The organism is Ruegeria sp., assembly GCF_028066395.1.
Taxonomy (GTDB): domain Bacteria; phylum Pseudomonadota; class Alphaproteobacteria; order Rhodobacterales; family Rhodobacteraceae; genus Ruegeria.
On record NZ_JALCBM010000083.1, the window covers coordinates 1 to 14,122 of the forward strand.

Below are 14,122 nucleotides of genomic sequence, written 5' to 3' on the forward strand. Positions count from 1 at the left end.
TAGCCGTCAACGGTGCAGCGTTGAGCCAGATCGAAGCCACTGCTGGGAAATTTCTGGCGGGAACGTGCCAAAGGAAACGCGTTATCGGACCGATTCTTCTGGCGTGGCCCTACGCTTTGACACGCCTGGGTTTTTCGTCAAATGACGGTACGACCGAGTATCGTGTGCAAGACGAAAATGGGCAGATAACCGTTCTGAAAGTTGCAAATGGAGATACTGTTCCTGCATCGACGCTCTACCCGAGAAACGAGCATGGCAGGGCTGATCCAGCCTGGGAACCCAAGACCTTTGTGGAGATAAAGGACTGGCAAGAGATTGGGCTTTCAATTCTGTTGCCAAGTTTCTTTGATCCGAGCGAAACTGCGCTGTCCAAAGCCATCTCGGATGCAGCGGACCGCGTGCGCGCCTGCTCATACAAAACACTCTTGATTGACGTTCGCGGAAACACCGGCGGCGATTTTCTTCTAGCGATGCCCTTGATCGACGCGATTTCGCAAAGCGCAAGCCAGCAGGTTTTTGTGCTTGTCGATAAATTCACGTTCTCCGCAGCGATCGTGTTTGTGGCCATCCTCAAACATCGTTTGGGAAACAGGCTCAAACTCATCGGCGAAGAAATGGGCGACGGGTTGACGTTCTTTGCCGAGGGCGGGTTGCTCGATTTGCCGACGAGCGGAGCGGTCGTTCGATACTCATCAGCCTTTCACGACTGGAAGAATGGAACGACTGACGAAACCACGCCGCCCGAAATCGCGCGGCAAATCGTACCCGCAGGCGCCCTGAATTTGGATCGGGAATGGGTCGTGAGACCTGCTGAAGAGGATGCACAAGGCATGTTCCATCAACGCGTTCTCAAAAGCGTGAGCGATTAGACGAACGGCCGGTGACGTCCGCTTCGCCGACATGGATGACATTGAGACCAACCTAATCCATCGAATGACTGTTCTGGGCCCGACCCAGTCGTTGTGATTTTGTGCTGCGCGCGCTCTCATCGTGGAAAATGCCGCAGATGCTCAATCTAGGACGCTACGCGGTGACAGAGATCGCTGCCATTCGTTCATCGTGCAGCAAAGATCTGGATGGCAATTCACGGGTCGCGGACAAAACGGATGTTCTGGAATACGCTTTGAATGCCCGCTATTGATTTTATTGCTTGGCGACATTATCCAGGCCTTCTGTCTCAACCCCGAGCCCATGGAAGTCCGATGTAATCGCAGCGCACATAATCAAACCAACACCCTGGTAAATCCTGCCGGGTGCTTTTGTGCGACCAATCGATACATCGTGAGACCGTTATGGAAATCTACAAATACCCGCGTACGCGGCACATCGAAGGTTCGCGCCTTCAGGTGGGCGATATGGCGGATGACAAACCAATCAAAGAGCTTTCAGGCCAGCCCCTGATTGTCGAAGAAAAGCTCGACGGGGCCAATTCCGCCGTGTCCTTCGACGTGGATGGCAACCTGCTGCTGCAAAGCCGTGGGCACTATCTGACCGGCGGTGGCCGGGAACGGCACTTTGCCCTGCTAAAGACCTGGGCGGCGGCCCATGCACATGTCCTGTACCCGGTGCTCGGACATCGTTTCGTCATGTACGGCGAATGGATGTATGCCAAACACACAGTATTCTATGACCGGCTGCCGCATTACTTCATGGAGTTCGATGTGCTGGATCGGGAGGCTGGCACATTCCTGAGCACGGCTGCCCGTCGGTCTCTGCTTACCGGGTTACCGATTATGCCGGTGCCGGTCGTCCATACTGGAGAGATCAGGTCCGTTGACCAGTTGGTCGGCCTGACCCGGCCTTCGCCTTACAAGTCGGAAGAATGGCGTGATGCACTGTCGGTGGCGACAGAGCGGTCTGGCAGCCGTCCTGACATGGTTGATCAGCAGACAGAGGACAGTGATCTGGCCGAAGGGTTATATCTGAAGCAGGAAAGCGCAGACCACGTGGCAGATCGGTTCAAGTTCGTCCGTGCGGACTTCTTGCAGGCGATAGAAGCGGCTGACGGGCATTGGCACGACCGTCCGATCCTGCAGAATGGTCTGGCCGATGGGGTCGATATATTTGCACCCACGTTGGGTGTGGAGGGAGCCTACGATGCGTAAGCCCAACACACATACCGTCACACATGACCATCTACTGGCCTTGGTACCAACTGGTCCAGCTTGGCAGGTGGACTGGGGCGAGATTTGGTCCCTATGGCCGGAGCTTGCCACCCTCCACACCTGTCCGCAGGACCCGATCCACCATGCCGAAGGCGATGTCGGCACTCACACACGAATGGTAGTCGAGGCTCTAGTGGCTGACCCAGACTGGCAGGGTCTTCCGGACATAGACCGGGCCAATCTGTTCTGGGCAGCGGTCCTGCATGATGTCGGCAAGCCTGCTGTTACGAAGCAGGAGGACGACGGACGCATATCTTCCCGTGGCCATTCCCGGATCGGTGCATCCATTGCGCGGGAATTGCTTTGGTATGCGGGGTCCCCGTTTGCCTGGCGTGAGGCCCTGTGCGGGATCATTGCGCACCACCAGCTTCCATTCTGGCTGATCGAACGTCCTGATCCTCAACGTATGGCCATCGAGACATCGTGGCGGTGCAGACCAGATCATCTGTGCCTCCATGCCAAGGCCGATGCGTTGGGACGGTTATGTCAGGACCAGCAAGCCATCCTAGAGAGTGTTAGCCTCGCTGAACTTACGTTCCAAGAAGCCGGGTGTTGGGATCAGCCGTTCGGTTTTGCCAATGATGAAAGCCGGGTTGCCTTCTTCGAACTGGAAGATCGTGATCCGCATTATACGGCTCATGAGGCATTCCCATGTACGGTCACAGTCATGTCTGGCCTGCCCGGTACAGGGAAAGACACCTGGATCAGTAAGCACCGCCCGGAACATCCCGTTGTCAGCCTTGATGTGATACGAGACGAACTAAGCATCTCTGCCACCGACAACCAGGGCCAGGTCATCCAAGCTGCCCATGAACGGGCCAGAGAGCACCTGCGGGCGGGACGTGACTTCGTATGGAACGCGACAAATGTGACGCGGCAAAATCGATCACGGGTGCTGCGGCTTCTGCGGGACTATGGTGCCCGGATTGAGATTGTTTACCTTGAGGTCAACCCGGACCAACTGCGTCGCCAGAACCGGGATCGACCCGATGCCGTACCCGATGCCGTGATTGCCCATCTATCAAAGAAGCTGGAGCCCCCGCAGTTGTGGGAGGCCCATGGGGTTAAACTGGATTAACGGTTCAGCGGGAAATGCGGACATTCGAGCTTAGCGCAGCATCAGGTAAATTGGGCTCAGACAAGCCCAATGCGCCCGCAGCGTTTCCCGAAGGACAAGCAATCGGATAACGGCAATTCAAACCAACTGTAAAATTCGGGTGTCAGCACGGTGCTGATGTCTGGGTCTTGCGGGAGGATTGGAGGGTGCAACATGCCAAGAGTTCAACTTCCCGCTGTCACTCCGAAGCGAAGAGCCTGGAACAACGGCCGGATCGTCGGCCAGAAAAGGCCGCTGTTGCCGAAACAAGTGTGGGCAATCCGCACACGGCTCGAATTGGCGAGGAATCTGCGTGATCTCACGCTGTTTAACGTGGCGATTGATAGCAAGCTTCGCGGATGCGACTTGGTGAAACTGTCCGTCAGCGATTTGGTCAGAGATGACCGCGTTCGAGAGAGGGTGTCTGTGATCCAGAGCAAAACTCGGCGACCCGTTCAGTTCGAACTCTCTGAAAACACGCGGGATACCATTGCCGCATGGATCAAGTCGCCGAAAATGATCGGCTGCCGTTTCATGTTTCCCAGCCGGTTTCATGACCGCCCATACATCTCAACCCGCCAATATGGCCGACTTGTTCGGAACTGGGTGGCTGCGATTGGGTTGGAACCCAGCGGCTACGCCACCCATTCCCTGTGACCCAGCCCCCTGAATTTCGGCCATTGTGGTGTTAGTAATCCGTCTAAGCAAAGGATGGACTATGAAACGCAGATTTTCGGACGAACAGATCATCGGAATGATCAAAGAATATGAAGCGGGTGGCACTTGCCGTTCGCCAATCCAGACCAGCCCTACGGTCGCAACGCGGCAGTGGTTCGGCAGAGCCCAAGTTTGTCTATCGACAATTTCTGGCCGCGTACATTCATAGCGCAACCACTTTCGCAAGTTCTCAAGGTGTTGCGCTGCAATGCAACGAGCAAAACGGACATTCATCCGCCGAAAACCAATAGCAGGCAGTAAACAACGTTGGCGCTCCAGCCACATAATGTTTCCAGAGGCTAGCCCGACTTCGAAATCGACCGCATTGAAGCGCAAATGTTAAGGAAGGCTTGGACCAGTGTGCTTGCATTGTTGGAAGCTGCGAATGCATGTTCGGGGATTTGGTTCTGCAACTCATCAATCGCAATGCGGTGTAAGTTGTCAGACCGGAAGGAACTGTGTTCCCATACAAAGCCAATGCCGAGCCCATTCGCGACCGCTTCCAAAACGCCATCACGGGAATCCGAAAGGACAACGGGCTTAAAACACAGATTTTCAGTCTGAAGCGCTGCATCGACCTGGTATTGCGTAGAAGAACCGGGAGATCGGAAAATCAAAGGCTGATCTTTCAGGTCCGCCAGAGAAATCCGGCTCTGGCCGCACAACGGATGGGATTCTGAAACAACCGCAACCACGCGCTGCTCGAAACAAACGACGCGCTGTAAGGTGCTTTCATCCCGAACCGCAGGCAGGATACCGACATCAATCTGCCGGGTTTTGAAAAGCTCCATTATCCGGTCCCAATTTCCGTTTTCCACATCAACCCTGACCGACGGCATGGCCGACAGAAACTTTTGTATGATCGCCATGCCGGGATATGCGTTGCCGATACCAACGCGCAGGGTTCCTGATTCGCCAAGCCTTGAATTTTGCAGGACTTTTTCAGCACGAGCCTCAGTTTCTCTCAAATCGAACGCGATCGGGTAAAGTTGATCTGCCGCCGGTGTGGGAACAAGTTTTCTTCCGGATTTTACAAAAAGGGAAACGCCATATTCTTTTTCCAGCGCGTGGATCAACTGCGTCACAGAAGGAACAGAATTTCCCAACGCCTGCGCAGCGCCGCTGAACGTCTCGGCCTCATAGACATGGGCAAACGCGCGCAGTTTCGTAGCTGAAACGGCCATGAAGGGCCTCCTTCATTGTTTAGGATGGTCTTTAAGAAAATCCTAAAGGCGTCGCAATTGGTTCATAGCGAAACTGTAGTACCGCGTCGAGCCATAGCTGGAGACGACCTTGTACTGCTTTGATTTTGACGGCGTAATCGCTGAGTCTCATGCGATCTGCCTTGCGGCTTGCGAACATGCGTGCCGGGTGCAGGGTGGCCAATTGGGTGATGCCGACCCGTTCGCCGCACTTGATCCGCTGACGTTCGAAGCTGTTGCCCTGGAATGTGGGTTGGAGCCCGCCCGGTTTGCGCGAGATGTCTCGGATTTCGTCGTCAATCACGAACAGGTTTCGCCACTGATCCCCGGAATGTCCGGCATTCTGCGGACTTTGGCGGAAAGCGGGCCGCTTGCCATCATCAGCGCCACTCACAGCTCTGTGCTGCGCCGTTTTCTCGACGAACATGATCTGAGCGATTGCTTTGACCACGTGATCGGTGGTGACGCAGGCAAGCCCAAGGCGGAGATTCTGGTGCAGCTTGATACCATGACCGGCAACCGTCCCGTTGTGATGGTCGGCGACGCAGTCAGCGATATCCATGCCGCGAAAGCCATAAATATACCGTGCATCGCAGTGACATGGGGATGGCAGCCAATCAAGATGCTGACCGAAGCAGACCGGATCATCACCGACCCTTCCGAACTCCTCTCAGCCATTCCTGAACTAAAGGCAGCCTGAGATGAAATTCATACATCTTACCGATATTCACGTGACCGACCCCGGTGCAACTCTATTCGGCCAATCTCCCAACCTGACGTTGGAGCGGTGCATCGACGATATTGGACGCGCCCACTCGGATGCGGATCTGTGTGTGATCACTGGCGATCTGACGCACAATGGCACAGGGTCCGAATACATGGCCGCGCGTGGCATTTTGGATCGCCTTGGTCCGCGCAAGCTGATGCTGATCGGAAATCATGATCAGCGCGGCCCGGCCCTGGACCATCTGAGCGAGCTTGTGGCGGACAATAACGGGTTTCTGCAACAGGCCATCCAGACTGAGGCGGGTGTCTTTGTGCTGATGGACACCAAGACCGAGGGCACTAACGCGGGATCATACTGTCCCGCGCGGCAGGACTGGCTGGCGCAGATCTTGCAGGAGCATCACGACCAGCCGGTCTGGCTGTTTATGCATCACCCTCCCTTTGACACCGGACTGCCTGCTATGGATCAGATCGCAATGGCACCGCAGGACGCCGACGCCATCGCCCGTCTGGCCATCGAACATGGTGACGCCCGGCACCTGTTCTTTGGCCATTTCCACCGCCCGATGAGCGGAACATGGAAAGGCATCCCTTTCTCCAGTCACCGTTCGATGATGATCCAATGCGCGCTGGATTTCGAAAAAGCCGGCGAAGTGAGCGGCATTTTCGAAGAGCCTCAATACGCCGTCGTGACCATCAACCAGAACATGACACGCATCCACTACCACGACTTCGACAGCAGCGCAGCGCGGCTGTCGATGGGTGAGCCCGAGCACTGACACCCCCATGACACTCAATGCATCCAAGCTCACCATCCCTGTTTACCTCTCGCGCAGAAATTCCTGAAGGAGCCAGAAATGCGTAAGTCCACTCAATCCATCGCCAAGGCGTTCACCCGCCGCGGTGCCCTGAAAACCCTTGGTGCCGCCGGCGCCGCGATGGCCTCTCCGGCGATAGTAAGTCAGGCGTTTGCTGCGTCGGGCGAAGTCAATGTCTATGCCTGGGACGAGTATATCTCACCCGACATGGCAAAGGCCTTTGAAGACAACACCGGCATCAAGATCAACCTGTCGACCTACGGCACCAACAACGAAGTTCTGAACAAGCTGCGCGCCTCGAAAGGCGAAGGGTTCGACATCGTTCTGCCGTCGATCTCGTCGCTGCAATCGTGGTATGATGCCGGTGCCGAAGACGGCAACGAGTTGTTGCAACCGATTGATGAGACTCGCCTGACCGCCGGTCAGATCAACCCGTCCATCTTTGAAAAATCGCTGGATCTGGGCGCATCCCAGCGTGGCGCGCGTTATGGCGTTCCGTTCAACTGGGGCACCGAAGGTCTGGCCTTCGACAGCGAAGCGATGGACCTGACCTGGGAAAATGCCTCGTGGAACGACCAGTGGAAAGAGGAATATGCCGGTAAGATGGCCGTACGCCCACGCTCGGGCCTGACCACCATCGCGCTGATGCTCGACGGCACTGGCAAGATGCTGGACGAAGCCTATCTGGACGAAGGTGTCGCCAATGACGTGTTCGCCAAGGCGCTGGAGTTTGGCAAGGACCACAAAGCCAATATCAAGGTCTTCTGGAAAACCGCTGCTGAATTGACCGGTGCCTATACGTCGGATGGTTGCGTGATCGGTCAGTCCTGGGACGGCACCGCGATCAGCATGTGGAAGGAAACCGACGGCAGGATCAAATATGTCTCGCCCAAAGAAGGCGCGTTGACCTGGATGGATGGTCTGTGCATCCCCTCCGGTGCGGCCAATGTCGATCAGGCCTATGAGTTGATCAACTTCCTGACCTCGGCACAGGGTGGCGGCATGCATGCCGCGCATTCAGGGTACAACTCTGCCGCGATTGGTGCCGAAGCGGCGCTGGATGCAGACGCGCAGGAACGGTTCAAGCTGATTTATGGCCCGAATGGGGAAGCCATCGCCAACCTGTGGTGGTGGAAGCCCGAGGCCGGATGGTTCTCGAAGCTGCGCAGCGAATACATCACCCGCTGGGAAACCGCGTAAACCTACCTGCCATGCCCTGCCTGTCGGCGGGGCATGGCCCCTTTCGCACACCGTCAGGATAGACCGATGAAAAACATAGAACTGGACAATGTCACGCTGCGCTTTGGCGATTTTACTGCCGTGCGCAACGCCAATCTTGAAATCAAGGCTGGCGAGTTTTTCTCATTTCTGGGCCCGTCGGGATGCGGCAAGACAACCATTCTGCGGATGATTTCGGGGTTCAACGAACCGTCGGAAGGCGCGATCCGCATCGGCGGGCAGGACATGGCCGGGATCGGCCCCAATGACCGCCCGACCGCATTGATTTTCCAAAACCTCGCGTTGTTCCCGCTGATGACCGTGTGGGAAAACATCGCCTATGGACTACGGGTGCGGGGCCTGTCGAAAACCGATCAACGCCGCCGTGCTGATGAGTTGCTGGATATGATCGCCCTGCCCGGTCAGGGCGACAAAATGGTCAGTGAACTGTCGGGCGGTCAGCGTCAGCGGGTTGCGATTGCCCGCGCACTGGCCGTGGAGCCCGCTGTTCTGCTGCTGGACGAGCCGCTTTCGGCGCTGGACCTGAAACTGCGTCAGCATATGCGCGCCGAATTGCGCGCCATCCAGCAGCGCACCGGCGTGACATTCATCTATATCACGCATGATCAGGGCGAAGCCCTGACAATGTCGGACCGCGTCGCGGTGATGAGCCAGGGTGAGCTGGAACAGGTTGCGACCCCGTCCGAAATCTACAGCAATCCCAAGACCGCTTTTGTCGCCACCTTCGTAGGTGAGAACAACCCGGTCTCAGGCCACATCATCGATGTGAAGAACGGGCATGCGGTTATGGACACCGCGATGGGCCACCTGCGGGCCCGCAATGACCGAAACCTTTCGGTCGGTGACAAGGCGATGCTGTTCATCCGCCCTGAACGCTGCCAGGTCGCGAATGGCGAAGGCGGCAAAGAGAACGTGGTTTCCACCAAGGTCGAACGTCTGGATCTGGAAGGCAGCTATATCAATCTGTTTGCCCGCGGGGCCGACGGCGGCCGCTTTGTCGTGCACATGACCAACAATCAGGACATCGCGCACCTACAGCATAACGCGGATGTGCAGATCGGGTTCTCGGCGGACGAAGCCGTCGCCCTTCCTGCAACCCAGATGGCCTGAGGGGGCAGACATGGAAGCCATTTCCTCATTCCGCAACCGTTATGGTGCGATTCTGACGACCTATGTCTTTGTCGGCTGCGCCACCTGGCTGATCGGCATGATCGTCGCGCCCCAGTTGTTGATGGTGCAAAAGTCGCTGATGTACTCCGATCCTGCGGCGGCGGCGGCGGTCTCACAGACGAAAGCCAGCACCGACCGGCTGTTTGTCGAAAAAGGCCGGGCCGAACGTGAAGTGCGCAAGGTTGAGGCCGACATTCAGGCCGGGGGTGCTGCCGAGGCCGATCAGAGCGGAGGCGGCGTGTTCAATCCTTTCGGAAGTTCAGGCAATCAGAATGCCGGTGCCTCGGTCGAAGAACTTGAGGCGCGCCGTGATGAGCTGATCGCGCGTCTGGGTCAGATCGACGATGAGATCGCCGCCAATGACTCCGCGCTTGTCGACGCTGAAAAGGCGGCACAGCCCCGGCTTGGCCTGCAGAACTATTTCGAGCTGTTCTCGAACGACGCCAACCGCCCGATCTTTTTCAAGACGATCTGGTCGTCGATCCTGGTGACGCTGATCGCGCTGATCGTCTGTTATCCGGTGGCATTCTATCTGGCGGTCAGCGCAAGCAAGGAAACCACCGCCCTGCTGATGCTGGGTCTGATCGTGCCGTATTGGGTGAACGAGATTTTGCGCACATTCTCGTGGCTGATGCTGCTATCATCGAACGGGCTGATCAATCAGGCCCTGATAGGGATCGGTCTGGCGGATACGCCGATCGACTGGCGCAGCGGTAACTCTGCCGTGCTGATCGGGATGGTCTACGCCTATATCTTGTTCATGGTTTTCCCGATCTACAACACGGTCGAGACGCTGGACAAGAATCAGATCGAAGCCGCCCGTGATCTGGGCGCGCCGCGCTGGATGATCCACTGGACGGTGGTTATTCCGCATGCCAAGCCGGGCATCGCCGTGGGCTGCATCATGACCTTCATGCTGGCGGCGGGGTCTTACGCCGTGCCCGTCATGCTGGGGTCGACCACGTCGAAATGGTTCACCGAGATCATCTATGACCAGTTCTACGAAGGTGGGAACTGGGGGCTGGGATCGGCCTATGCCTTTGTTCTGCTGATCACCTGCATCCTGTTCATCATGATGATGATGCGACTGTTCCGCGTCAATCTTCAGGACATCGCGAAGTAAAGGGGCGACCATGACGGACACAACACTGACACACCGCACCGGATCGATTCCCGCCATTGGGGACTGGTTCATGGAAAGGTTGCCCGGCATCTACATGGTGCTCTTTTTCCTCTATATGTTCCTGCCGCTGGTCTTCATGATGATCGCGGCCTTCAACACTACCGCCGTGCCGCCTACAGCCCTGCCATTTGAGGGGTTCACGCTGAAGTGGTTCGGTGCGCTGTTCGCCAATGCGCCGCTACTGGCGGCCATCGGCAACTCGCTGGTCATTGGTCTGGGCGTCATCGTTCTCTCCCTGACACTTGGCCTGTCCGGTGCGCTGCTGATCACACGGCTACACGCACGGTCGAAATCTGCGCTTTATGCGATTCTGGTGTCGCCGTTGCTGACGCCGGGGATCATTCTGGGTATCTCGACACTGGTGTTCTGGAACTCGGCTGGCATTCCCGGAGGTCTGTTCGTGGCCACTCTGGCACAAAGCACCTTCATCGCCTCTTATTGCATGCTGATGTTCATTGCCCGGCTGCAACGTTTCGACAGCGGGCTTGAAGAGGCCGCGCTTGACCTGGGCGCTAGCCACCAGCAGGTGTTCTGGCATGTCACGGTCCCGTTCTTGAAACCCACGATTATCACCGCCGGGCTGATCGCCTTTCTGCAAAGCTTCGAGAACTTCAACACCACCGTTTTTGCCATCGGGACCGAGACCACGCTGACCATCAAGCTGGCCGCGCTGGCCCGTAAGACGCCGACGCCCGAGGTGAACGCGCTGGCGGTGATCTTCATCGCGCTGACCGTGGTCATGGCGATCCTCTACGAGGTCAAACGTCGTTCGGACGCCGCGCGCGAAAAGGTCATGGCGGAACGTGCCAAGCAGGCCGAAAAAGAGATGGTGAGCCTGGATATCGACAAGGTTGCTGCCACCACTGCAGCGTAATAAGCCAAAGGCAGACCCAAATGTGCAGGAGCCGGCCTTGAACATCACCTTCCGCTGCCCACCCGAGTTGGAACAGCTCCTGCCCCGACCTGTTCTGGCCAAAACCGGACTACCGGACTGGCTGCGCAAGATGCCCGCAACGGCCCATGATGATATCTTGGGTGCGGAATTGATGACGGTCAAGAAATGCGCTCCGTTTCTTGATGCCATGAGCTACGGGTTTCTGATGCCGCTTGCCTGCGACGTGCAGATCACAAACGGGCGGCTCAGCTGGGACTGGGACCTGCCTGCAACCCCGGGTGAGACCTTCAGCCGGTCGCCCATCGCCCTGCACCCGGCGGCACAGGTGCGGGGCTCTCCATTTGAAAACGGTGTGGCAGTGGTGTTGAAATTCAACGCCTTCTGGACCATTGAACTGCCACCGGGCTGGTCGCTTCTATGCGTCCATCCGCTGAACCGTACCGACCTACCATTTCGCAGCCTGAGCGGTCTGGTGGACAGCGATCGCTATACCCAGAACTTCATCAATTTTGTCGCGGAATGGACGGATCCAGGGTTCGAAGGCATCCTGCCCAAAGGCACACCGGTGGCGCAATGTATCCCGATGCTGCGCGAGAGCTTCGAATACCAGTTCGAGACAATGTCGCAAGACCACGCACAGGCCTTTCACAAAACCCGCGACAGCATGGATGGCACCGCCGGAGTTTACAGGCGCGATATGCGGGTCAGAAAGTAAGCATGTCCTGCTGCCTATATCCGGTCAGCGACACGCTGCCGGAACTGGCGGTGGACAAAGATTTCAGAACCAGCGGACGAACCTTCGAATCAATGGTAAGCGCCTTCTCATAGGCCACGCGCGCTTCGTCTGGTCGGCGCAGCTCTTGCAGGCAATAGCCCAGCCCAATCAGCACCGAAACGTCTTGTGGATGCAGCGTCAGATAGACGTGATAAAGTTCGACGGCATCCTCGAAGTCACAACATTCCTGTCGACACCGCGCCAGTCCCAGCAGCGCTTGTTCGTTGCCGTTATCCAGTTCCAGTACACGCTCATATTGAACGATGGCATCTTGTGCCGGAGCACCATCAGCAATAGCCAGACCAGCGTTAATCAAGTTCTGCAAGATAACCGGCTCGTCTGGTTTCAGATCATGTGCACGAGACAGGTATTCCAACGCCTTGGCTGCATCGCTCTGCGCCAATTCGCTCAATCCGCGTAGCAAAAGAACTTCGGCGCGGCCCTGATCATGGACAGATAACTTGTCCAGAACTCTTTGCGCCCCGGCAGGGTCGTTTCGTTGAAGCTTTTCAATTGCCGTCTCGAGAAGAACAGAGGCCATTCTACAAAACCCTGCATTTTGCACCTCTGCGATTACTACTAAAACACTGTGTGTTAAAGGGCCTGTGGACACTCATCTCGAGTTGATGAGGTTGAGCAGAGACTGATCATCGCGGCACAGGATATTTCGGTTTTGTCTGCGCGCAGCGCTAGCCGCACATCATGCCCTATCGCAGTGAGTTCACGCCCCCAGTGATGTGCAGATCCGCAAGACTCGATCCCAAAGAGGCAAGTTGGCAATGTTTCAAAGAACTTGAGCAATTGCTTGCGCCGGATCGAGCGATTGAAAACAACCGTGCCATCAGCCGTGATCCCATGAACTTGGAAAGCGTCCTTCCCAAGATCCAATCCTATTGTCGTAACTTCCCTGGTGGAGCTCCATTCACAGACGATGAAAACACCTGCACTATGCCGCATCGCGCGACGCTAGGGTGCAGACGCCATCCTCTCCATCCGCGCAGCCGACGCTGCGATCTAAAACACCCCCGCAGCGTTCTGCGAGGGTGTTTCCGTGTCAGAGCCCGTTGCGCCTTGCGGTGTTTTTGACTTTACAACACGTCCGGTAAGAGGCTTCGGGCCGTTTTTTCGATCACAACTGTGGTCTCAAACCTGACGCACCGCCCCTTTCGCGGCGCTGGTGGCCAGTTTGGCATAGGCTTTCAGCGCCGTGGACACCTTGCGTTTACGCGGCGCGGCCGGGACCCAGCCTTTTTCGTCCTGCGTCTCGCGGCGGGCGGCAAGCTCCTCATCCGATACCGCCAGATGGATCGTGCGGTTGGGGATGTCGATCTCGATCTTGTCGCCGTTCTGCACCAGACCGATCTCGCCGCCCTCAGCCGCTTCGGGTGAGACATGACCGATGGACAGGCCCGACGTACCGCCCGAGAAGCGACCATCGGTCAGCAGGGCGCAGGCTTTGCCCAGCCCTTTGGATTTCAGATACGAGGTCGGGTACAGCATCTCCTGCATCCCCGGACCACCGCGCGGGCCCTCGTAACGGATGACCACCACATCGCCTTCCTTGACCTTGCCTGTCAGGATGTCGTTCACAGCCTGATCCTGGCTTTCGCAGACATAGGCCGTACCAGTGAAGGTCAGGATATGTTCATCCACGCCCGCCGTCTTCACAATACAGCCTTCGCGCGCGATGTTTCCGAACAGAACCGCAAGCCCGCCATCCTGACTGAATGCGTGTTCCTTGGACCGGATCACGCCGCCTTCGCGGTCGGTGTCCAGCTCTTTGAACCGGTTCGACTGGCTGAACGCTTGCGTCGTGCGCACACCGCCGGGCGCGGCCTTGAACAGTTCCTGCGCCGCCGGGTTGTTGGCGATCTTGATGTCCCAATTGGCAATCGCCTCACCCATGGTGGCCGAATGCACCGTGCTGCACTCTTCATGCAGCAGCCCCGCGCGGCTGAGTTCACCGAGGATCGAGAAGATGCCGCCGGCGCGGTGGACGTCCTCCATATGCACGTTCTCGGTATTGGGCGCGACCTTGCAGAGGCAAGGCACCTGACGGCTGAGCCGGTCCATGTCGGTCATGGTGAAATGCACCTCGCCCTCATGCGCGATGGCCAGCAGGTGCAGCACCGTGTT

General features: G+C 57.2%; 13 protein-coding genes and 1 pseudogene. 11 read left to right on the forward strand and 3 right to left on the reverse strand.

Annotated elements, in window-relative coordinates; translation table 11 throughout:
* The 4 genes and pseudogenes from MPJ51_RS19210 to MPJ51_RS19225 form a co-directional block, all read left to right on the forward strand.
* Positions 1-869, forward strand: an 869-nt coding sequence (locus tag MPJ51_RS19210) for a peptidase S41 (RefSeq protein WP_298390194.1), incomplete at its 5' end; no start/stop codon positions are given.
* Between the two features lie 423 nt (positions 870-1,292).
* A complete protein-coding gene (locus tag MPJ51_RS19215) occupies positions 1,293-2,105 on the forward strand; it encodes an RNA ligase family protein (RefSeq protein ID WP_298390197.1) in 813 nt (270 codons plus the stop codon).
* A complete protein-coding gene (locus tag MPJ51_RS19220; protein ID WP_298390200.1) occupies positions 2,098-3,243 on the forward strand; it encodes an AAA family ATPase in 1,146 nt (381 codons plus the stop codon). Before MPJ51_RS19215 ends, MPJ51_RS19220 begins: the two co-directional genes overlap by 8 nt.
* 192 nt (positions 3,244-3,435) lie before the next feature.
* A pseudogene (locus MPJ51_RS19225) lies at positions 3,436-3,915 on the forward strand (tyrosine-type recombinase/integrase); the annotation flags it as partial.
* Positions 3,916-4,277: 362 nt separating this feature from the next.
* Here MPJ51_RS19225 and MPJ51_RS19230 read toward each other — a convergent pair.
* Positions 4,278-5,162: a LysR substrate-binding domain-containing protein gene (locus MPJ51_RS19230; protein WP_298390203.1), complete on the reverse strand. Its 885-nt coding sequence runs from the start codon at positions 5,160-5,162 to the stop codon at positions 4,278-4,280.
* Positions 5,163-5,271: 109 nt separating this feature from the next.
* Here MPJ51_RS19230 and MPJ51_RS19235 point away from each other — a divergent pair, with 109 nt between their 5' ends.
* From MPJ51_RS19235 to MPJ51_RS19265, 7 genes are all read left to right on the forward strand, one after another.
* Positions 5,272-5,880 carry an HAD family hydrolase gene (locus MPJ51_RS19235; RefSeq protein ID WP_298390206.1) on the forward strand — a complete coding sequence of 203 codons (609 nt, stop codon included), beginning with the start codon at positions 5,272-5,274 and terminating at the stop codon, positions 5,878-5,880.
* Between the two features lies 1 nt (position 5,881).
* Positions 5,882-6,685, forward strand: coding sequence for a phosphodiesterase (locus MPJ51_RS19240; RefSeq protein WP_298390209.1), 804 nt, complete (start codon positions 5,882-5,884; stop codon positions 6,683-6,685).
* Between the two features lie 78 nt (positions 6,686-6,763).
* Complete coding sequence (locus tag MPJ51_RS19245) at positions 6,764-7,924, forward strand: extracellular solute-binding protein (protein ID WP_298390212.1); 1,161 nt, start codon at positions 6,764-6,766, stop codon at positions 7,922-7,924.
* 66 nt (positions 7,925-7,990) lie between these two features.
* Complete coding sequence (locus MPJ51_RS19250; protein WP_298390214.1) at positions 7,991-9,073, forward strand: ABC transporter ATP-binding protein; 1,083 nt, start codon at positions 7,991-7,993, stop codon at positions 9,071-9,073.
* A gap of 10 nt (positions 9,074-9,083) precedes the next feature.
* Positions 9,084-10,256: an ABC transporter permease gene (locus MPJ51_RS19255; RefSeq protein ID WP_298390217.1), complete on the forward strand. Its 1,173-nt coding sequence runs from the start codon at positions 9,084-9,086 to the stop codon at positions 10,254-10,256.
* A gap of 10 nt (positions 10,257-10,266) precedes the next feature.
* On the forward strand, positions 10,267-11,190 hold the full coding sequence (locus MPJ51_RS19260; protein WP_298390220.1) for an ABC transporter permease: 924 nt from the start codon (positions 10,267-10,269) through the stop codon (positions 11,188-11,190).
* Between the two features lie 37 nt (positions 11,191-11,227).
* A complete protein-coding gene (locus MPJ51_RS19265; RefSeq protein ID WP_298390224.1) occupies positions 11,228-11,926 on the forward strand; it encodes a hypothetical protein in 699 nt (232 codons plus the stop codon).
* Here the strand turns inward: MPJ51_RS19265 and MPJ51_RS19270 are convergent.
* A complete protein-coding gene (locus MPJ51_RS19270) occupies positions 11,916-12,527 on the reverse strand; it encodes a tetratricopeptide repeat protein (RefSeq protein WP_298390227.1) in 612 nt (203 codons plus the stop codon). The genes MPJ51_RS19265 and MPJ51_RS19270 overlap by 11 nt on opposite strands.
* 602 nt (positions 12,528-13,129) lie before the next feature.
* The coding region (locus tag MPJ51_RS19275) for a dihydroxy-acid dehydratase (RefSeq protein WP_298390229.1) at positions 13,130-14,122 on the reverse strand (993 nt) is incomplete at its 5' end.